At 69.1% G+C, this 20,390-nt stretch carries 19 protein-coding genes; 7 read left to right on the top strand and 12 right to left on the bottom strand.

The genetic code is table 11. The features are described from left to right. Window positions 1-83 precede the first annotated feature (83 nt). From ABL312_RS18595 to ABL312_RS18610, 4 genes are all read right to left on the bottom strand, one after another. Entirely contained in the window at window positions 84-1,622 is a 1,539-nt protein-coding gene (locus tag ABL312_RS18595; RefSeq protein WP_349358894.1) for a tripartite tricarboxylate transporter permease, read from the bottom strand. A gap of 3 nt (window positions 1,623-1,625) precedes the next feature. Continuing rightward, window positions 1,626-2,138, bottom strand: a complete 513-nt coding sequence (locus ABL312_RS18600) for a tripartite tricarboxylate transporter TctB family protein (protein WP_349358895.1) — start codon at window positions 2,136-2,138, stop codon at window positions 1,626-1,628. A gap of 93 nt (window positions 2,139-2,231) precedes the next feature. Continuing rightward, complete coding sequence (locus ABL312_RS18605; protein ID WP_349358896.1) at window positions 2,232-3,212, bottom strand: tripartite tricarboxylate transporter substrate-binding protein; 981 nt, start codon at window positions 3,210-3,212, stop codon at window positions 2,232-2,234. A 238-nt stretch (window positions 3,213-3,450) separates the two neighbouring features. Further along, window positions 3,451-4,554 carry an ABC transporter substrate-binding protein gene (locus tag ABL312_RS18610; RefSeq protein ID WP_349358898.1) on the bottom strand — a complete coding sequence of 368 codons (1,104 nt, stop codon included), beginning with the start codon at window positions 4,552-4,554 and terminating at the stop codon, window positions 3,451-3,453. Window positions 4,555-4,711: 157 nt separating this feature from the next. On the opposite strand from ABL312_RS18610, the gene ABL312_RS18615 reads away from it, so the two are divergent. Together ABL312_RS18615 and ABL312_RS18620 are read left to right on the top strand one after the other, a co-directional pair. Continuing rightward, a complete protein-coding gene (locus ABL312_RS18615; protein WP_349358899.1) occupies window positions 4,712-5,377 on the top strand; it encodes a response regulator transcription factor in 666 nt (221 codons plus the stop codon). 68 nt (window positions 5,378-5,445) lie between these two features. Next, on the top strand, window positions 5,446-6,993 hold the full coding sequence (locus ABL312_RS18620; protein ID WP_349358900.1) for a sensor histidine kinase: 1,548 nt from the start codon (window positions 5,446-5,448) through the stop codon (window positions 6,991-6,993). On the opposite strand, the gene ABL312_RS18625 is transcribed toward ABL312_RS18620, so the two are convergent. The 4 genes from ABL312_RS18625 to ABL312_RS18640 are packed head-to-tail and all read right to left on the bottom strand — an operon-like array spanning window position 6,966 to window position 11,389. Further along, complete coding sequence (locus ABL312_RS18625; protein ID WP_349358901.1) at window positions 6,966-7,781, bottom strand: citryl-CoA lyase; 816 nt, start codon at window positions 7,779-7,781, stop codon at window positions 6,966-6,968. The genes ABL312_RS18620 and ABL312_RS18625 overlap by 28 nt on opposite strands. Then, a complete protein-coding gene (locus ABL312_RS18630) occupies window positions 7,778-8,974 on the bottom strand; it encodes a CoA transferase (RefSeq protein WP_349358902.1) in 1,197 nt (398 codons plus the stop codon). Before ABL312_RS18630 ends, ABL312_RS18625 begins: the two co-directional genes overlap by 4 nt. Window positions 8,975-9,017: 43 nt before the next feature. Next, window positions 9,018-10,577, bottom strand: a complete 1,560-nt coding sequence (gene glpD / locus ABL312_RS18635; RefSeq protein ID WP_349358903.1) for a glycerol-3-phosphate dehydrogenase — start codon at window positions 10,575-10,577, stop codon at window positions 9,018-9,020. Continuing rightward, window positions 10,574-11,389 (bottom strand): DeoR/GlpR family DNA-binding transcription regulator, encoded by an 816-nt coding sequence (locus ABL312_RS18640; protein ID WP_349358904.1) that lies wholly within the window; start codon window positions 11,387-11,389, stop codon window positions 10,574-10,576. The genes glpD and ABL312_RS18640 overlap by 4 nt, the downstream gene beginning before the upstream one ends. A 402-nt stretch (window positions 11,390-11,791) precedes the next feature. Between ABL312_RS18640 and ABL312_RS18645 the strand changes: the two genes are divergently transcribed. After that, window positions 11,792-12,202 (top strand): Rap1a/Tai family immunity protein, encoded by a 411-nt coding sequence (locus ABL312_RS18645; RefSeq protein ID WP_349358905.1) that lies wholly within the window; start codon window positions 11,792-11,794, stop codon window positions 12,200-12,202. Window positions 12,203-12,363: 161 nt separating this feature from the next. Here the strand turns inward: ABL312_RS18645 and hemA are convergent, their stop codons facing one another. Then, a complete protein-coding gene (gene hemA / locus ABL312_RS18650; protein WP_349358906.1) occupies window positions 12,364-13,584 on the bottom strand; it encodes a 5-aminolevulinate synthase in 1,221 nt (406 codons plus the stop codon). Window positions 13,585-13,893: 309 nt separating this feature from the next. Between hemA and trpS the strand changes: the two genes are divergently transcribed. From trpS to ABL312_RS18665, 3 genes are all read left to right on the top strand, one after another. Continuing rightward, window positions 13,894-14,970, top strand: a complete 1,077-nt coding sequence (trpS, locus tag ABL312_RS18655; RefSeq protein ID WP_349358907.1) for a tryptophan--tRNA ligase — start codon at window positions 13,894-13,896, stop codon at window positions 14,968-14,970. Window positions 14,971-15,212: 242 nt separating this feature from the next. Further along, a complete protein-coding gene (locus tag ABL312_RS18660) occupies window positions 15,213-15,719 on the top strand; it encodes an MmcB family DNA repair protein (RefSeq protein ID WP_349358908.1) in 507 nt (168 codons plus the stop codon). Window positions 15,720-15,895: 176 nt separating this feature from the next. Next, the gene (locus tag ABL312_RS18665) at window positions 15,896-16,909 is read left to right on the top strand and encodes a glycosyltransferase family 2 protein (RefSeq protein ID WP_349358909.1); all 1,014 of its coding nucleotides are present in this window, start codon (window positions 15,896-15,898) and stop codon (window positions 16,907-16,909) included. A gap of 66 nt (window positions 16,910-16,975) precedes the next feature. Here ABL312_RS18665 and ABL312_RS18670 read toward each other — a convergent pair whose 3' ends face one another. Beyond that, window positions 16,976-17,527: an ActR/PrrA/RegA family redox response regulator transcription factor gene (locus tag ABL312_RS18670; protein WP_349358910.1), complete on the bottom strand. Its 552-nt coding sequence runs from the start codon at window positions 17,525-17,527 to the stop codon at window positions 16,976-16,978. A gap of 36 nt (window positions 17,528-17,563) precedes the next feature. Further along, window positions 17,564-19,039, bottom strand: a complete 1,476-nt coding sequence (locus tag ABL312_RS18675; protein ID WP_349358911.1) for an ActS/PrrB/RegB family redox-sensitive histidine kinase — start codon at window positions 19,037-19,039, stop codon at window positions 17,564-17,566. Between the two features lie 256 nt (window positions 19,040-19,295). Here ABL312_RS18675 and secB point away from each other — a divergent pair, with 256 nt between their 5' ends. Continuing rightward, the gene (gene secB / locus ABL312_RS18680; RefSeq protein WP_349358912.1) at window positions 19,296-19,790 is read left to right on the top strand and encodes a protein-export chaperone SecB; all 495 of its coding nucleotides are present in this window, start codon (window positions 19,296-19,298) and stop codon (window positions 19,788-19,790) included. Window positions 19,791-19,929: 139 nt separating this feature from the next. Here secB and ABL312_RS18685 read toward each other — a convergent pair whose 3' ends face one another. Then, window positions 19,930-20,364 (bottom strand): DUF2852 domain-containing protein, encoded by a 435-nt coding sequence (locus tag ABL312_RS18685; protein WP_374730152.1) that lies wholly within the window; start codon window positions 20,362-20,364, stop codon window positions 19,930-19,932. Window positions 20,365-20,390 lie beyond the last annotated feature (26 nt).

Below are 20,390 nucleotides of genomic sequence, written 5' to 3' on the forward strand. Positions count from 1 at the left end.
CCCGGGGCGCGCCTTTCGTCGTTTCGCGGCAGGGAAGACCGGACGCGCGCGCCTTTTCCCCCTTCATCCCCCTTCATCCCCCTTCATCCCCCTTCGCCGGCCGCCTCGCGACGGCGCGACAGCGCGCGGGCGATGAGCGGCGAGATCATCGGCACCACGAGCACCAGCACCGCGACCACCAGGATGGTCAGCGTCAGCGGGCGCTCCCACAGGAACGACCAACTGTCGTTGTTGATGATGAGCGCGCGGCGCAGGTTTTCCTCCATCATGCCGCCGAGGATGAACCCCAGCAGCATCGGCGCCATCGGCATGTCGAGCAATCTCAGCACAAGTGCGGCGACCGCGAAGATCACCATCAGCTGGATGTCGAAGGTGTTGAACGATACGAAATAGACGCCGATCAGCGAAAAGAACAGGATCATCGGCACCAGCACCGTGTGCGGCAGGGCGAGCACGCGGGCGATATAGGGGATCAGCGGCAGGTTCAGGATCAGCAGGATCACATTGCCGATGTACATCGAGATGATGACCGACCAGAACACCTCCGGATTTTCCTGAAAGAGGCGCGGTCCCGGCTGGATGCCGTAGGAAATCAGCGCCCCCAGCATGATCGCCGTGGTGCCCGAGCCGGGGATTCCCAGTGTCAGGAGCGGCACGAAGGAGCCCGACGAGGCGGCGTTGTTGGCCGTCTCGGGCGCGGCCAGCCCGCGCACCGAGCCATGGCCGAAGAGCTTGCCCTTCTTCGGACCGGCAAGCCGCTGTTCCATGCCGTAGGCGAGGAAGGAGGCGATGGTCGCGCCGGCGCCCGGCAGCACCCCGACCAGAAAGCCGAGCACCGAGGAGCGGCCGACGACGGGCGCCATTTCCTTCACCTCCTCGCCGCTGAGCTTCATCGAGCCGAGGTTGGCGTTGGCCTCCTTCTCGCGCGCCGCCTCTTCCGCCGTGCGCGGTTTCAGCACCGACATCAACGCCTCGGAGAGCGCGAAGGTCGCCATTGCGAGCAACAGGAAGGAAATGCCGTCGATCAGGTCGATCATGCCGAAGGTGAAGCGCTGGATGCCCTGCGTCTCGTCCGTGCCGACGGTGGAAAGCATCAGCCCCAGCACGGTCATCAGCAGCGCCTTGATGACATTGCCGCGCCCGGCAAAGGCGGCGACGGCCGTCAGCCCCAGCACCATCAGCGCGAAATAGTCCGTCGACTGGAAGGCGAGCGATACCTTGGCCAGCGACGGCGCGGCGAACAGGAGGAAGATCGCCGCGATGGTGCCGCCGGAAAACGACGCATAGGCGGCGATCGCCAGCGCCTTGCCGGCGTGCCCCTGTTTCGCCATCGGATAGCCGTCGAAGGCGGTTGCGACCGTGCCGGCAATGCCCGGCGCGTTGATCAGGATCGAGGAGGTCGACCCGCCGAACACCGCGCCGTAGTAGACGCCGGCCATCAGGATGAGCCCGGTGGCGGGATCGAAGCCGTAAGTGATGGGGATCATCAGCGCGATGGCCGAGATCGGCCCGAGACCCGGCAGCATGCCGATGAAGGTTCCGGCGAAACAGCCGATCACGACCATCAGGATGTTGATCGGGGAAATGGCCGTGTTGAGACCGATGAGAATGCCGTCGAGCATGGCCTATCTCCCGAATCCGAGGATGTCCGGCAGCGGCGCGATATAGACGCCGAGGAACTGGGTCATCAGCGTCCAGAAGAAGACGACGACCGCGACCGAGGTGGCGACCACCATCCCCCACCGCCGTTCGCCGAGCACCGTCATGCCGCCGATGAGAAAGACCGAGGTGGCGAGCAGGAAACCGAAGGGGCGCACGGTGAGGCCGTAGATCACCATCAGGACGCAGAGCATCAGCACCTTGCCGAGCGGAAAGCCGTGGTCCGGCACGCGCCGCAGCAGGCGCGCCATGGTCTCCCGCCAGCGCGCGTCTGCCGCCCGGTCCGCCTCGCGCAGCGGCTTGAACAGCAGCGCGAGCGACAGGACGACGCCGAGCACGGTGAGCGCCTGGGGCAGGGTGCGGGCGGTGAAGGCCTGATTGGCCTGAAACGGCAGGAGCGGGATGTTGAAGATCATCGCCCCGTAGCCGAGCGAGAAGGCGAGCAGAAGAAGCGCGCCGATACGGTCGCGGGTCAGCATCGCGGATGGCCGATCCTTGAATTGCGAGGGAAAGGACGTGCGACGGTTCCGAGGGCACGGCGCCGCGGCCGCGCCCCCGGGACACTCCGGCGATCACAGGAAGCCGAGTTCCTTCATCAGCCCGCCGATTTCACGCTCCTGCTTTTCCAGGAAGGCGGAGAAATCCTCGCCCGGGTTGAAGATGTTGACCCAGCCGTTGCGCGCACGCACGGTTTCCCACTCCGGGGTGTCGTACATCTTGGTGAAGGCGTCGATGTAGGCCTTCTGCTTCTCCGCCGACAGGCCCGGCGCGCCGAAGAAGCCGCGCCAGTTCACGAATTCCGCGCCGGCCGCGCCCGCCTCGATGCAGGTCGGCACATCGGTCGCCGCCGGCAGCCGCTCGGCCGAGGTCACGCAGAGGATGCGGACCTGGTCCTGCTTGGCCAGTTCGATCGCCTCGCCGAAGCCCGTCGACAGTGCCTGGATCTCGCCCGACAGAAGGCCGGCCATGGCCTTGCCGCCCGCGTCGTAGGGCACGTACTTCACGTCGGTCGGATTGCCGCCGGCGCCCTTCATGATCATCGCGGCGACGAGGTGGTCCATGCCGCCGGCGACCGAGCCGCCGCCGAGCGAGACGCTGGTCGGATCCGCCTTGAAGGCGGCGGCCAGCGCGCCGAAGTCCTGGATGTCGCTGTCGGTGTGGACGACCAGCGCGGCATAGTCGCCGATGGTGCCGGCGATCGGCGTGAGATCGCGGAAGGACTGCGGAAACACCTTCTGCAGGGAGCGGATGACGATCGGCGTGGAGTTCACCATCAGCGTGTCGTCCGCCTTGTCGGCGATCTCGATCAGATGCGCGATGGCCTTGCCGCCGCCGCCGCCGGACATGTTCTCGTAGGAGGCCTGGCCGACGATGCCGGCCTTGGTCAGCGCCTCGCCGGTGCCGCGCGCCGTGCCGTCCCAACCGCCGCCGGCGCCGCCGGGCACGAGGAAGTGAATGGACTCGATGTCGGCGGCCTGCGTACCCGCGCTGGCGACGGCGAGCCCGAAGGCGGCGGCGACGGCCACCAGGCCGCGTCGTGTGGTCTTGCTCATTGATGTTCCTCCCGCCATCGCCCGCGGACCCCGTGGAGCGCCCGACCGGCGATGGTGTTCCTGGTTCTTGAAGGGGCCCCTCCTTGAAGGGCTGATCCGCCGTCCGCCCGGGTGCCTCCACACCCGCGCGTCCGCAGCGGCCGGCGCCGCGCGAACGACACCGGACGCTCACTCTGCCACGCTTGTCTGACGTGAAGCTGTCGCTGCGTCGCAAAAGGCTTGCTGCGGCCGCGAAGGTCTATTGCGTGCGTAGCGCCCGGTTCCAGCGCTCGATCAGCCGCTGGCGTTTCACCTGGTCGAGATAGACCACGAGCGCGGGCGCCACCGCGATCGGGCGCAGGCGGGTGCCGTAGACCCGGCGCAAGCCGGTTGCCGTGTTGGCGCCGTCGAGATCGGGATGCAGGGCCGGCAGGCCGAGATCGTCCGACATCACCCGCTGGCCCTCGCGCGACAGCAGGAAATCGAGAAAGGCGGCGCCGAGATCGGGGGCGGCGGCGGCGCGCGGCACCAGCCCGATGCGCGACATCACGACCGTGTAGTCTTCCGGCAGCACGATGCCGAGGTCCGGCGCGCTCTTCGCCCAGGCCGCGGCATAGGAGCCGAGAATGTTGTAGCCGAGCAGAAACCGGCCGTCGGCGACCCGTTCGACGATGGCCGAGGAATTGGAATAGAGCTTCACGCCGGCCGCGCCGAGCGCGTTGAACAGGCTCCAGATGTCGCGGTTGTGCTCGCGGTCGCGCGCCAGAAAGAACAGCCCCAGCCCGGCACGTTCCACATCGTAGGTGCCGACCCGGCCGTAAACATCGGCCTCGTTGGCTTTCAGGAAATCGGCCAGGGCGGCGCGTGTGCGCGGCGGCGCGCGCCCGGCGAAGGACGGCTTGTGATAGAGGATCACCGCCGGCTCGAAGGTCGTGCCATAGACCGTGTCGCGCCAGCGCGCCCAGTCTGGCAGCGCTTCGGCCGAGGGCAGGCGCACCGCCTGGGCGTAGCCGTCGTTGGCGAGTTTCACCTGCAGGTCCATCGCGGAGGAAAAGGCGAGATCGGCCGTTGGCACGCCCTGGTCCGTCTCCTCGACGATGCGGGCGTAGATGTCCTGCGTCTGCAATTCGTGAAAGGCGATGGTCACATCCGCCCGCCGGGCCTGGAAGGCGCGCAGCAGCGGTTCGGCGAGCGTCGCGTCGAGGGAGGAGTAGATCGTCAGCCGGCGCGGCTCGTCGGCCGTGGCGGGCAGGACGAGTGTCGGCGCGTCGGCGGCGCGGGCGCTGCCTGCAAGCGGCACGACCGACCCCAGCAACAGGGCGAGCGCGACAACGGGAAGCCAGGAACGAAAACGGCGGATCATGCCCGGCAGTATGTCGGTCCGTCCGGGTCCGGGGCAAGCTCTTGCCGCGAAGGCATGTCCGCGCTTGCATCGGGGCGGCGCGCTGCGGTTAAACTCGGTCGCGCTTGCCCGCCGGCCCCGCGTGCGGGGACCGTCACCGCGCAACCCGGGATGCCCCATGCGCCTGCTCATCGTCGAGGACAATGCGACCCTGGCCGCCGGCATCGCCCGGGTGATGGGCGATGCCGGCTATGTCGCCGACGTCGTGCATGACGGGGAAGGCGCGCGGGCGGCGCTCGCGACCGGGCCGTTCGATCTGGTGATCCTCGATCTGTCGCTGCCGGACACGGACGGGCTGTCCCTCTTGAGCGAGATCCGTGCGCGCGGCACGCCGACGGCGGTGCTTGTGCTGACCGCGCGCGGCGCGCTGGACGAGCGGGTACGCGGTCTCGATTGCGGCGCCGACGACTACATGACCAAGCCCTTCGACGTGGCGGAGCTGCAGGCGCGCGTGCGCGCGGTGCTGCGCCGTCATGCCGGGGCGCGCGGCGGACGGCTGGAGTTCGGGCCGCTGACCTTCGACCTCGATGCCCGCCAGGCGCTGGTGGACGGGCGTCCGCTCGACCTGACGGCGCGCGAGTTGAGCGTGCTGCAGATCCTGATCGGACGCAGCGAGCGGGTCGTGTCCAAACAGCAGATCGCCGAGCGGCTGACCGCCTTCGACGACGAGCTCTCCGACAATGCGGTGGAACAATACGTTTCGCGCCTGCGCCGAAGGCTGGAGCCGCACGGGCTGAAGATCCGCACCGCGCGCGGTCTCGGCTATGCGCTGGAAACGGCGTGAGGACGCGGCCATGAGGGCGTTGGCCATGAGGACGTTGGCCATGAGGGCGCGGCCATGAGGGCGCCGGCATGAGCGCCGATCTGCGCCCGGCGCGCCGTCCGGTCCTGCGCTCGCTCACCGGGCGCCTGCTGCTGTGGCTGCTGGTGCCCTTTTCCGTGCTGGCCGCGCTCGGTCTGGTCGACACCTACCGCGACGCGCGCGAAACCGCCAATGCGGTGCTCGACCGGGTATTGGCCGGATCGGCGCTGGCCATCGCGGAGCGCGTCGTGGTCAATGGCGACGACGAGATCGAGGTGGACGTTCCCTTCGTGGCGCTGGAGATGCTGACGAGTGCCGCCGAGGACCGGGTGTTCTACCGGGTCGACGGGCCGCCCGGCACCTTCGTCACGGGCTACCGGCACTTGCCGATGCCCGACGTGCCGGAGGGCACGCGGCTTGCGCGCCAGCCCTATTTCGCCGATGCGGTCTATCGCGGCGAGCCGGTGCGCGTCGTCGTTCTGTCGGGGGCGGCCTCGGCCACCGACCGGTCGATCGGCTACCGCGTCGCGGTCGCGGAAACCACCACGGCGCGCCGGGCGCTCGCCGAGGATATCCTGCTGCGCTCCGCGCTGCGACAGGGCTTGCTGATCGCGATAGCCGCAACGGCGGTCTTCTTCGGCGTGCGCCGGGCGCTGCGGCCGCTCGCGCGGCTGGAGGAGGCGGTCGACCGGCGCACGCCCGACGATCTCCGTCCGATCCGCCATGCGGTTCCGCGCGAGGTCGACCGGCTGGTCGCCGCGATCAACGGCTTCATGGGGCGGCTGTCGGAGGCGCTCGCCGCGCTGCGCCGCTTCACCGGCAATGCCTCGCACCAGATCCGCACGCCGCTTGCGATCATCCGCACCCAGATCGAACTGGCGCGCCGCGCCGACGATCCCGAGACGGTCCGCGCCGCGCTCGACGTGGCCGATGCGGCGGTGGCGCAAAGCGAACGCACGCTCGCCCAATTGCTGCTCTTGGCGCGTATCGACGAGGCCTCCGCCGACCGGCTCGACGCGGAGGCCGTCGATCTCGCCGATCTCGCCCGGCGGGTGACCGCTCGCGTGGAGCCGCGCGCCGCCCGCGCCCGACTGGATCTCGGGTTCGAGGCGCCCGACGGCCCGGTCTTCGTCTCCGGTCAACCGATGCTCTTGCGCGAGTTGCTGTCCAATCTTCTGGAGAACGCGATCCTGCACGCGGGCGCCGGTCATGCCGCCACGGTGCGCGTGACGCGGGCCGGCGGCACGGCCTGCCTCGAGGTGGAGGACGACGGGCCCGGCATACCGCGCGACCAGCGGGCCCGGGCGCTCAAGCGGTTCGCGCGGCTTGCCCCGCGGACCGTTGGCGACAGCGCCGGTCCGTCATCCGGTGGCACGGCCAGTGAGGGCGCCGGGCATCCTGCTGGCGACCTGGCCGGCACAGGCGCCGGGCTGGGACTTGCGATTGTCGACGAGATCGCCCGGCTGATGGGCGGGCGCATGGCGCTTGAGGCAAGCGGATCCGACGCGCGGGGCCGCGACGTCGGGCTCACGGTGCGCATCGTCTTTCCCGCCGTGTCGGGCGGCCGGGATCACTCCGCAGACGGCGGTCCGTCGTAGGTCCAGCGGTGCCCCGGCGGGGTCGGTCCCTTGTTGCGCCCGCCCTGCTCCATCTGCTCCCAGGCGTGCGCCAAGAGGCCCACCGAGCGCGACAGGCAGAAGAAGCCGCGCGCCAGCGGCGGCGGGCAGCCGAGTTCGGCATAGATGACGGCCGTCGCGCCGTCGATGTTCATTGGCACCGGCTTGCCCTTCTCCGCGTAAAGGGCGCCTTCGATCTCCCGGCCGATCTCAGCGATCCTGCCCGACACCGCGCCCTCGGCGGCGGCCTGATCGACCAGCGCCAGCAGACGCGGCGCGCGCGGATCGACCGGCTTGTGGAAGCGGTGGCCGAAGCCGGGAATGAACGCGCCGGCCTCGCGGCGAAAGGCGTCGAGCCCCGCGCGCACTGCTTCTGGCAGCGCGTGGTCCTCGGCGCATCGCGCGGCGATGTCGGTGTAAAGCGCGACCGCCTGTTCGCCCGCCCCGCCATGCACGTCGCCGAGCATGTTGACGCCGGTCGCCATCGCAGTGTTGAGGCCCACGCCGCAGGTCGCCGCCATGCGCGCGGCGGCGATCGAGGGGGCCTGGGGGCCGTGGTCGACGGCGGCCACCAGCGCGGCCTCGAAGAGCCGGGCGCGCGCGCCGTCGAGCGGCGTGCCCATCACCAGATGCCAGATCATCTGCGGAAAGCTGACCGTGCCGATCAGCTCCTCCACCGGGCGGCCGCGAAAGGCGATCCGCCCCGGTGCCATGTCGATGATCGCCGTGCGCCACCAGTCGGCGACGGGATCGCCGGATGGTTCGCTCATATCACGCCCTCCTTGCGCAAGGCGGCGCGGGTCGCGGCATCGCAGCCGAGCGCCTCCAGAATGTCGTCGGTGTCGCGGCCGAGTTCCGGCGGCGGCGTGTCGACGGACGGCGGTCGGCCGTTCGCCTTGATGCCGGTGCGCACCGCGCGCACGGGGCGGTCGACGCCGGGCACCGCGTCGAAACTGGCGATCATGCCGCGTTCGGCCACCTGCGGGTGCGCGAGCGCATCCGGAACGCTCAGGATCTCGCCGGCCGGAATGCCGTGCCGGCTGAGAAGGGCGACCCACTCGGCGGCATCGCGCGCGGCGAGGCTCGCCTCGATCGCTTCCTTCAGCGCATAGCGGTTCTGCTTGCGCAGCTCCCGCGTCGCATAGTCGGGATGGCGGGCGAGGTCGTCGCGCCCCAGCACCTGACACAGCGCCTGCCACTGCTCGTCCTTGTTGGCGGCGATGTTGAGCGACGCGTCGCGGGCGCGAAAGGCGCCGGACGGCGCGGAGGTCGTGTTCTCGTTGCCGTGGGCGGCGGGCGTCTGTCCGGCGATCAGCCAGTTGGAGACCACCCAGCCCATGGTGGCGAGCGTCGCCTCCAGCATCGAGACGTCGAGGAACACCGGCGCGTCGCGCGGGCCGGCCAGATGCGTGGAGATGGCGAACGCCGCCGTCAGCCCGCCGATCGTGTCGGCGACCGGATAGCCGACGCGCAAGGGCGCGCTGTCGGCGTCGCCCGTCACCGACATCACGCCGGACAGGCCCTGCACGATCTGGTCGTAGGCCGGCATGGCCCGCATCGGTCCGTCCTGACCGAAGCCGGAAATGGCGCAATAGACGAGGCGTGGATTGAGGGCCTTCAGCGTGTCGAAGCCGACGCCGAGCCGGTCCATGACGCCGGGCCGGAAGTTTTCGACCACCACATCGGCGGTCGTTGCGAGCGCCTTGAAGAGATCGACCCCGCGCGGATCCTTGAGATTGAGGGTGACGCTTTTCTTGCCTGCGTTCTGGGCGAGGAACGACACGCCCATGCCGGCGGCGTTGAGCTCCGGGTCGGCGCCGAGCTGGCGGGCGAGATCGCCGCGCCCGGGCACCTCGATCTTGATCACCTCCGCCCCGAAATGGGCGAGCTGGTGGCAGCAGAAGGGACCCGACAGGACATTGGTGAGATCCAGAACGCGGATGCCCTGAAGCGGTGCGGTCATGAAAGCCTCGCGGCGGCTGGCGATGCGCCGGCGGCGCGCGGCGTCACGCCTGCCTTGTATCGCGGGATGGGACCGTCCCGCTATAGCGCTCCTCCATCCATCGGTCGAGCGCCTGTGCCTGCGCCGCCGTGAGGCGCAGGCCGAGCTTCGAGCGTCGCCACAGCACATCGTCGGCCGAGCGGGCCCATTCCCGGTCCATCAGATAGATCACCTCGCGTTCGGTGAGCCCGGCGCCAAAATCCTGGCCGAGGTCGGCCGGCTCCCGCACCCCGTCGAGAAGGGCGTCGATCTCCGTCCCATAGGCGCGGGCGAGCCGGTACAGCAGGGCAAAGGGCAGCGCGGGCCATTTCGCGCGAAGGCCGTCGGCGAAACCGGCGAAGCCGGTGGTCGCGATATCGCCGCCCGGCAGCGGCGCATCGCCGGTCCAGGCGTCTGCGCGGGCGCCCAGTTCCGTCTCGATCCGCTCCAGCACGGAGAGCGCAAGCCGGCGATAGGTGGTGATCTTGCCGCCGAAGATGTTGAGCAGCGGCGCGCCGGGATGGGCCGCGTCGGGCCCGCGGTCGAGCTTCAGCACGTAGTCGCGGGTGGCTTCCTGCGCCTTGCTCGCGCCGTCGTCGAAAAGCGGGCGGACGCCGGAATAGGTCCACACCACGTCCTCGCGCGCGATCGGCGTGCGGAAATACTCGCTCGCCGCGTCGGCGAGATAGGCGATCTCCTCCTCGCTCGCGGCAACGTCCGCCGGATCGCCCTGGTAATCGCGGTCGGTGGTACCGATCAGGGTGAAGTCGCCCTCAAAGGGAATCGCGAAGACGATCCGCCCGTCGGCGTTCTGGAAGATATAGGCCCGGTCGTGATCGAACAGCTTGCGGACCACGATGTGGCTGCCCTGCACAAGCCGCACGTTGTGTACGTCGTTGTGCTTGAGCGCGCCTTCCAGAAGCCGGTCGACCCAGGGGCCGGCGGCATTGACCAGCAGGCGGGCGGCCACCTCGCGCGTTGTCCCGGTGTCGCGCCCGCGCAAGGTGACGCGCCAGAGGCCGGCCTCGCGGCGGGCGGCGATCACCTGCGTGCGCGTCAGGATCTCCGCGCCCCGGTCGGCGGCGTCACGCGCGTTCAGCACGACGAGGCGGGTGTCGTCGACCCAGCAGTCCGAATACTCGAAGGCGGTACGGAAGCCGGGCTTGAGCGGCTCCCCGGCCGGATCGCGCGCGAGATCGAGCGTGCGGGTCGCCGGCAAGAGTTTGCGCCCGCCCAGATGGTCGTAGAGAAACAGCCCGAGCCGCAGCAGCCAGCGTGGCCGCAGGCCCTTCGAATGCGGCAGGATGAAGCGCAAGGGGCGGATGATGTGCGGCGCGCTCGCCCACAGCACCTCGCGTTCACCGAGGGCTTCGCGCACCAGACGGAACTCGTAATGCTCCAGATAGCGCAGGCCGCCGTGGATGAGCTTCGTCGACCAGGACGAGGTGCCGCTCGCCAGATCGTTCATCTCCGCCAGGCAGACGGAATAGCCGCGCCCGGCGGCGTCGCGGGCGATGCCGCAACCGTTGATGCCGCCGCCGACGACGAAGATATCGACGTCGGGGGTGAGGGATGCTCCGCTCATGGGGCCTCCGTTTGGGATTCGGGGGAGGGGCGCGCGGAGGACGCGGTCGTGCCGGTGACCTCCAGCCGCACATCGTTGTCCCGGCAGATCGCCAGAATGGAGTCGGGCGGCGGCCGGTCGGTGACGAAAACGTCGATCTCGGCGAGATGCGCGATGCGCACCGGCGCGCCGCGCTGGAACTTCAGCGCGTCCGCCACCAGGATCGTCTGCCGGGCATGGCTGAGGATCTCGCGCGCCACCCGCACCTCGCGGAAGTCGTAGTCGTAGATCGTCCCGTCCTCGGCGATGGCCGAGGCGCCGATCACCGCGAAGTCGACCTTGAACTGGCGGATGAAATCGACCGTCGCCTCGCCGACGATGCCGCCATCGGCGGCGCGCACCTGACCGCCGGCGATGATCACCTCGACGTCGGGCGCGGTGCGCAGGATGTTGGCGACGTTGATGTTGTTGGTGATCGCCATGATGCCGCGATGCTGGCGCAGCGCCTGGGCGACCTGCTCGGTCGTGGTGCCGATGTTGAGCATGATCGAGGCGTTGTCGGGAATGAGCGCGGCCGCCGCGAGCCCGATGGCGCGTTTCTCGTCGGCGGCGATCTGCCGACGCGCGTCATAGGCGTAATTGGCGATGCCGGACGGCACGACCGCGCCGCCGTGCACGCGCTGCAACAGGCCGCGCCCGCACAGGTCGTTGAGATCCTTGCGGATGGTCTGCGGGGTGACCTCGAAGGCCTCGGCCAGCGCGTCGACGTCGACCCGCCCGTCCCGGCGGGCCAGGTCGAGAATGTCGCTCTGTCGGGGAGAGATCTGCTCCATGCGCGTGCCGTGCCTCTCGGATGTCGGTCTGCGGTGCGGTCGATCGGATATCGTCGATCGACCGCGATCGATCAGGCGGGGTCGATCAGGGGGTGTCGATCCGCGCCCGCCTTCGTTTGGGTTCGGAGTGGCGCGAATGCATCCGCAGGAGACGGGCGGCGCGCCGACGATCCCGACAACACTGCGTGGAGGATGCCCCCTGGAGGGGCCCTGGGGCAAGAAAAATTTCGTTTTGCGTTCGGTTGGGTTCGAATGAAGGTGCTGTCCGCGGCGGCGTGGCTTGCCAGCTGCGCCGACTCGCCCGATCCTTCAAGGGGTTCGCTCCACTCGAGCGGCTACCGGCGCCGGTGTCCGCCGGGGCGCCGGAAAGCAAGGCAGGAACTGGTAATGCGGGCGGGAGCGATGCGGGAGCAGGCTTGTTTCGGCGCGGTGCGCACCCTGACCGGCGGCGCAAGGATCCTGGCCGCATCGCTGGCCGGCCTGATCGCGGTCTGCATCGCGGGCCCCGCGCCGGCGAAAGTCTGGCAGAGCGGCGAGCAGATTTCGCGGATCTGCAAGGCCGACCCGCGCGACAACCCGGTCGCCGTCACCTTCTGTCTGGGCTATCTGCAGGGCGCGCTCGATGCGTTCCTGATCGGCCGCACCAACTGCATTCCCGCCGAGGTCGATGCCAACGCGCTGCGCCACGCGGTGCTGGCGCATCTCGACCGGCATCCGGAACGGGCCGAGGCGAGCGGGCCGATGCTGGTCTATGACGCCTTTCGCGCCGCCTGGCCGGCGTGCGGCCACATGCCGGCCCTGTCGCAGCGCTGAGGCCGCGGCGCTGAGGTTGGCGCCCGCGTGCAAGGCGGCGCTTGGAGCGAGCCAAACGATTCACCAACCGATTCAAAAGAGCGGTTCAAACGCAAACGCGCCGGCCAGGGGCCGGCGCGTTCGCGAAAACTCAGGCTCTTGAGCGAAGGTCCGCCGGGTCGTCAGGCGACCTGTCGGGCCAGCGCGCACTGCGACCAAAGTCCCTCGAGCGAGCGCACCAGATGGCCGATATCGCCGTCCGAATGCAGCGGCGAGGGCGTGATCCGGAGCCGCTCGGTTCCCTTCGGCACGGTCGGATAATTGATCGGCTGGATGTAGACGCCATGGCTGTCGAGCAGGATGTCGGAGAGCATCTTGCACTTCACCGGATCCTTCACCATCACCGGAACGATGTGGCTCGGGTTCGGCAGATGCGGAATGCCGAGCCGGTCGAGGCTCTGGCGCAGCGTCGCGACGCGGTTGCGATGGCGCGCGCGCAGCTGCTCGCCCTCGGCCGACTTCAGGTGCCGGATCGAGGCGCGCGCACCGGCGGCCAGCGCCGGCGGCAGCGCGGTGGTGAAGATGAAGCCGCTGGCGAAGGAGCGCACGAAGTCGCACAGCGCATGGCTTGCGGCGATGTAGCCGCCCATCACGCCGAAGGCCTTGCCGAGCGTGCCCTCGATGACGGTGAGGCGATCCATCAGCCCTTCGCGCTCGGCGATGCCGCCGCCGCGCGGGCCGTAGAGACCGACGGCATGGACCTCGTCGAGATAGGTCATGGCGCCGTATTTGTCGGCGACGTCGCAGATTTCCTTGATCGGCGCGATGTCGCCATCCATCGAGTAGACCGATTCGAAGGCAACGAGCTTCGGCCGGCCCGGCTCGATCTCGGCGAGCTGGCGCTCCAGGTCCGCCACGTCGTTGTGCTTCCAGATCCGCTTTTCGGCGCGCGAGTGGCGGATGCCCTCGATCATCGAGGCATGGTTGAGCGCATCCGACAGGACGACGCAATCGGGCAGCATCGACGCGAGCGTGCCGAGCGCGGCCCAGTTGGACACATAGCCGGAGGTGAACAGCAGCGCGGCTTCCTTGCCGTGCAGGTCGGCGAGCTCTTCCTCCAGCAGCACGTGATAATGGTTGGTGCCGGAGATGTTGCGCGTGCCGCCGGCACCGGCGCCGCAGCGCTCGATCGCCTCGTGCATGGCGTCGGTCACGACCGGATGCTGGCCCATGCCGAGATAATCGTTCGAACACCAGACGGTCACATCATGCGTGCCGTCGCCGGTGTAGCGCGTGGCGCGGGGAAACTGCCCGGCATGCCGTTCCAGATCCGCAAAAACGCGATAGCGCCCTTCCTTGTGCAGACCCTCGATCTCGCTTCGAAAGAAGCTCTCGTAATCCATTCCGGCCTCCGGGACCTCTTGCTTCCGCCCTGACGACTCGCGCCGCTCTCGTGTCACGCCTTGGCGTGTAGTTTGGTCTCGTTCCAATCTATAGCGTATTAAGAGCGAGCGTCGGAATAGGGAATATCCCGAAAGGTGAAATCACCGAACGGGTCGAAACGCCGCAGGCGCGCCGCCGGCCGTTCGGCATGCGCGCGCCCTTGCGTCACGTCGCCCCCTTCGCCATAAGTCCGCCCGGGTGCACGCGCGCCCGCGCGCCGTCCGTCGGCCGGCCGCCTTTCCCAAAGGTCCAAACTGGGGGACATCATCTTGACCAGCTTTTCGCCGCGCGTCTTTTCCGGCGTGCAGCCGACCGGCAACCTGCACCTGGGCAATTATCTCGGTGCCATCGCGCAGTTCGTGCCGCTTCAGGACCGGATGCCGACGATCTATTGCGTCGTCGATCTCCATGCGGTGACCGCGAAGTTCGAGCCCGAGCATCTGGCCCGGACGACGCGCGAGGTGACCGCCGCCTATCTCGCCGCCGGCATCGATCCGAAGAAGGCGATCGTCTTCAACCAGAGCCAGGTCAAGGAACATGCCGAGCTGGCGTGGATCTTCAATTGCGTCGCGCGGATGGGCTGGCTGAGCCGCATGACGCAGTTCAAGGAAAAGGCCGGCAAGAACCGGGAAAACGCTTCGGTGGGCCTGTTCGCCTATCCCTCGCTGATGGCCGCCGACATTCTCGCCTATCGCGCCACCCACGTGCCGGTCGGCGACGACCAGAAGCAGCATCTGGAGCTGACCCGCGACATCGCGCAGAAGTTCAACAACGACTTCGCCGAGCGCATCGCGCAGCTCGGCCTCGGCGTGCCCAATCCCACGCCCTCGCCGGAACTGCCGGACGAGCTCTACTTCCCGCTGACCGAGCCGATCATCGCCGGGCCGGCGACACGGATCATGTCCCTGCGCGACGGCACCAAGAAGATGTCGAAGTCGGATCCGTCTGATCTGTCGCGCATCAACCTGCGCGACAGCGCGGAGGAGATCGCCAAGAAGATCCGCAAGGCGAAGACCGATCCCGAACCGCTCCCGAGCGAGGAAGAGGGACTGGCCGAGCGGGCCGAGGCGGCCAATCTCGTCGGGATCTACGCCGCGCTCACCGGCGGCACCAAGGCCGACGTGCTGCGCGACTACGGTGGCCAGCCGTTCTCCGTGTTCAAGCCGGCGCTCGCGGATCTCGCGGTGTCGAAGCTCGCGCCCATGGCGGACGAAATGAACCGGCTGCTCGCCGATCCGGCGACCATCGACGCGGTGCTGAAGGATGGCGCCGAGCGCGCCGGCGCCATCGCCGAGCCGGTGCTGAAGGACGTCCGCGCCATCTGCGGGTTCCTCGACGTACGATGAGACGTGCGGTGCGACGCGCGCTGACGCGCCGCACGCGACGGGACCGCTTGCGGCCCGTCCCGATCGACCCGGCCGCGCCGCCCGCGCGGCCGGTTTCGTTTTGGGACCCGCCATGTCGGACGGGGCTTGCGCGCCCGCGGTCTCCGGCGCTAGTCTGCCAAGCGAACAAAGGCGGAACAATTACGCCGCACGCAGACAGCAAGACGCGCACAGGGAAAACAGGACGCGCGCAGGGAGCGGGAATGACCACGCAGGCGAACCGGATCGACCTCGACACGCCCTTGTGCGATGGCCGCCAGTCGGCCGCGGCGCTGCGCGTGTGGCGCGGGGCGGCGCGGCTGTTGCGCGGGCATGGCTTTGCCTGCGTGGCGGAACTGACGCTCGCGTCCGGCCGGCGGGCGGATCTCGCCGCGCTCGGGCCCAAGGGCGAGATCTGGATCGTCGAGGTCAAGTCGTCGCTGGCGGACCTGCGCGCCGATACGAAATGGCCCGACTATCGCGCCTTCTGCGATCGCCTGTTCTTCGCCTCGCACGCGGATGTGCCGCAAGACGTCTTTCCGCCCGATGCCGGGTTCATCCTGTCGGACGGCTACGGCGCGGAAATCCTGCGCGAGGCGCCAGAGCACCGGCTTGCCGCCGCGCGGCGCAAGGCGGTGACGCTGCGCTTCGCGCAAGCCGCCGCGATCCGCCTGCACGGGCTGCAGGATCCCGGTTTGGGCGGGATGGAGCGCGACCCCGGGCTCTTGTAGTCCTCCCTGTTGGCGTCCGTCCTGTTTTAGTCCGTCCTGTTTTAGTCCGGCCTGTTGTCGTCCGGCCTCATGTCGAAGAGCGATGCCACCGGGCCCGTTCGCGGGTCGCGCGCGCCCTCGGCGAGGCCCTCGGCGCGGCGCGCCGGCCGGGCCTCTTCAACGCAGTCGGACCGAAGATGGCGTTTGATACCTCTCCTTCCTCTTCCACGCCGCCGGACCGTGCCGGGCCCGGTCCCAGTCCCGGTCCCGGTCCCGGGGACCTGCGCGATCTCGTCTGCGTGGCGATCTGCACCTGCGACCGGCACGCCCCCTTGCGCCGCACGCTTCAGTCGCTCTTGCGGCAGAGTGTGGGACGCGGGTTCCGGGTCATCGTCGCCGACAACGGCCTTGCGCCGGCGGAGGTGGTCGTCGCCGCGTTCCGGGACGGGCTGGACATCGTTTACGAGCGGGTGGAGACGCCCGGTCTGACCGCCGTGCGCAACCGCTCGCTGGCCCTGGCGCGCGACAGCGGCGCGCGGTTCCTCGCCTGTATCGACGACGACGAGACGGCGGAGCCGGAGTGGCTTGCCAATCATCTGGACGAGATGGAGCAAAGCAACGCGGATATTCAGGTCGGCTTTATCGAGCCGCGGTTTCTGTCGACACCGCCCGACTGGATCGTCGCCGGCGGGTTCCATGTCGACGATTCCGGGGGTCCCACCACAGCCAACCTGCTGCTGCGTCTTTCGGTGCTGCCGGACAGCGCGCGGGACTGGTTTTCGCCCGCCTATTCCGCCTCGGGCGGGGAGGATCACGAGTTCATCACCCGCCTCGTGCGCGGCGGAGCGCGGTATCACGTCGCCCCGCACGCGCGGGTGATCGACATGGTGCCGGTGCACAGGCTCACGCTGCGCTTCGTCCTGCGCCGGGGGCTGCGGGACGGGGTCTATTTCGCGCTGTGGTCGCGCGAGGATATTCCGTCGATCGCAATGCGCACGCTCATCTGCCTGCGCAAGGTGGCGGCAAAGCTCGGCTATGCGGTCAATCATCTGGTCTGGTCGCCCGGGGCCCCGTGGCGTGCGCGCCGGGCCGGGGTCGATCTGGCAACGGCGCTCGGGATCGTGCTCGGTCTCGCCGGCGTGCGGCCGCGCTTCTACGGTCATGCGCCGCGTCGGGGCGCGTCGCGGGCACCGCGCCAGGTCAAGTCTTAAGGCGCGGATCGTGTCGGCTCGCATGCCGATCGCGGATCGGGCCGGGTCGAACCCCGGGCGCCCGTCCTAGCGCGGGGCGCGCTTGGCGAGAATGCGCTGCAGCGTGCGGCGATGCATGTTGAGCCGGCGCGCCGTTTCCGAGACGTTGCGGTCGCACAGCTCGTACACCCGCTGGATATGCTCCCAGCGCACCCGGTCGGCCGACATCGGGTTTTCCGGCGGCGGGGCCTTCTGCTCGCCGTTCGAGGTGAGCGCGGCCAGCACGGCGTCGGCATCGGCCGGCTTGGCGAGATAATCGACGGCGCCGAGCTTCACCGCCGTGACGGCGGTCGCGATGTTGCCGTAGCCGGTCAGGATCACCACGCGCGCCTCGGGCCGATGCTCGCGGATTGCTTCCACCACGTCGAGACCGCTGCCGTCCTCCAGACGCATGTCGACCACCGCGAAGGAGGGCGGGTTGTCGCGCACGCTGGTCAGCGCCTCGCCGACGCTGTCGGCGGTTTCGGTTTCGAAGCCGCGCTTTTCCATCGCGCGGGCGAGCCGCTGCTGGAAGGGGCGGTCGTCGTCGACGATGAGGAGCTTTCCGAGGGGCCCGTCGGTGCGGGTGTCGTCATTCATGAGGTGCTAACCGGACGCTGTTGATCGTGCCGCTGGTTATATGGGGCTTTGCGTGCGTGGCAATTCATCTCCGGCTCCCTGGGCTGCGGCATTTCCGCCCGCGCCATCATGCCACGTAACGACCTCCTTGCCATGCCCCTGCGCGCGTGCACCGCGTGGCCAGGCCACGCGCACCACGGCGCCGCGCGCCGGCGGCGTGCGGTTGCGCAGGCGCAGATCGGCCCCGGTGCGCTCCAGAAGCGTCTTGGCGATGAAGAAGCCGAGACCCAGTCCGCCGCCGCCCCGACCCTGGGTCTGACCCTGGCCCTGCCCCGGCTTCTGACCCTGGGTCTGGCCGCCGGAGGAGCCGGGCCGCCCGTCGCGTCCGGGGCGTGCGGTGACATAGGGTTCGCCGAGGCGCAGGATCACGTCGGACGCGAAGCCGTGCCCGTCGTCGGCGATCTCGATCGTCACGGTCTTGTCGGTCCAGCGCGCGGTGACCGAGACGGCGGACTGCGCGAAATCCACGGCATTCTCCAGAATGTTGCCGAGGCCGTAGTGGATCGCCGGGTTGCGCATGCCGATCGGCTCGCCGCCCTCGCCCTGGATGTCGACGGTGATGTCGATCCCGAAGGCGCGCGCCGGGGCGACCACATCCTCGATGAGATGCGACAGGGGCTCGCCCCGGAAATGCGCGTCGCGATCGTCCGACAGGGAGGAGAGCTTGGACAGGATGTCCCGGCAACGCTCCGCCTGCGATAGGATCAGCGCCAGATCGTCGCGCAGCGCGGCGGGGGCGGCGCCCGGCTCGGTCTCGAAGTCGCGCACCAGCTCCTTGGCGGTGAGATAGACGGTGGCGAGCGGGGTGCCCAGTTCATGGGCCGCCGCCGCCGCCAATCCGTCGAGCGCATGCAGGTGCTGCTCGCGCGCCAGCACCAGTTCGCTGGCCGCCAGCGCGTCGGAGAGCTGGCGGGCTTCCTCCGCGACGCGGAAGGCATAGGCGCCCATGAAGGCGAGCGAGCACACGAGCGCCACCCACACCCCGACCAGATAGATGCGCGGCAGGTCGAAGGACGTCTCCCCCGGCCAGGGCAGGGGCAGGTGCACGGCGGCCAGCACGGTCGCGATCACGCCGGCGAGCAAGCCCAACAACACGGTCTTGCGTGCCGACAGGCCCGTCGCCGACACCATGACCGGGGCGAGCAGAAGAAAGGCGAAGGGATTGCCCAGCCCGCCGGTGAGGAACAGCAGGCCGCCGACCTGCGCCAGATCGTAGGCGAGCTGAAGCGTCGCGGACCGCTCGGAGAGCCTGTGCGTCTGCGGGATGCGGACCTTGAGCAGGATGTTGAGCCAGATGGAGGCGGCGACGAGCCCGAGACACGGGAGAAGTGGCAGGGCATAGCCGAGCCCGAAATGCACCACGAGGAGCGTCGCGGTCTGCCCGGCGACGGCGAGCCAGCGCAGCCGGACCAGAGTGTCGAGCTTCAGCCGCCGGTGGGGAGAGCCGAGATCGGGCGTATCGGTCTGGGGCATGCGCGCATCCATGCTGATTTGGAACCGTCCCGGTTCTGGCGCGCGGGCGCGGTGGCGTCAATGAAACCTTGTGCGGGGCCGTGCGCCCGTGCTAGCCAGCGCGCGTCACATGGGTTTTCGGAAACGGCCTTCCGCATCCGCTCCTTCGCCGGCAGACGCTGCGACCGGACGCGGGACCGCCGCAAGGCATCGCGAGAGGGCATCGCGACCGCGCGCAGCGCGCGACCAGATCACGCAACCGTCGAGGATATCGAGAATGAGCGAAACGAACGATGCGGCGGCCGGCCAGGCGGCTCAGGAGGGCGGCGCGCCGGGCATGAGCATTCTGGCGCAATACATCAAGGACCTCTCCTTCGAGAACCCCAACGCGCCGGGGTCGCTGCAGCCCAAGGAGCAGCCCAAGCTCGACATCAACGTGAATGTGTCGGCGCAGCCGATGGGCGAGAACCAGTATGAAGTGGTGATCACGCTGACCGCCAACGCCAAGACGGGCGACATGACGGTCTTCGCGATCGAGCTGATCTACGCCGGCCTGTTCCGCGTGACCGGGGTGCCGCAGGAGCACATCCACCCCTTCGTGCTCATCGAGTGCCCGCGCATGCTCTTCCCCTTCGCGCGCAACATTCTGGCCGACGCCTCGCGCAATGGCGGCTTCCCGCCGTTGATGCTCGACCCGATCGATTTCGCCGCGCTCTACCGGCAGAACATGCAGCAGGCCGAGGCCGCCGGCGGCGAGGCAAAGCCGAACTGAGGTCGGTCGCCCGGCAGGCCCGGGCGACAAATGCGACCGGAAATCGCCATCGAAAACGAAAAAGCCGCGGCCCGAAAGCCGCGGCTTTTTTCATGCAAGGGTCTGACCGGGCCCCGCCCCGGATCGCCTGTTCAAGACGTCAGGCGGGCGTGTGCGGCGACGGCGCGCGACCCCGGTCGGCCATGAAGCGGTCGAACTCTTCCTGGTCCTTCGCCCGGCGCAGCTCGCGCAGGAAGCTGTCGAACTCGTTGCGCATCTCGTCGAGACGGGCGCGCTCTTCCTCGAGGCGCTTCAGCTCCCGGGCGCGATACTCGTCGAAGGCCACATTGCCCGTGTTGCCAAAGCCCGTGTCGCCAAAGGCGCCGGTGTTCAGATTGCGCTTCATGGCACTGCAGTCCCATTGCTGGCGCGCGTCGCGCGCGATGGTCTGGATCCGGTCGCCCCACAGGATGTAGGCGAGCATGGCGAGCCCGAGCGGCCAGAAGACCAGAAACCCGAGCACCATCAGGCCGATTGTCATCGGCGACCATCCGGGCCTCAGACCGGAGGTGGATGTCGCGGTGGTGGACGTCATCGTGCATGTCTCCCTACGGTTGCTAC

This window comes from Stappia sp. (genome assembly GCF_040110915.1).
Lineage (GTDB): Bacteria > Pseudomonadota > Alphaproteobacteria > Rhizobiales > Stappiaceae > Stappia.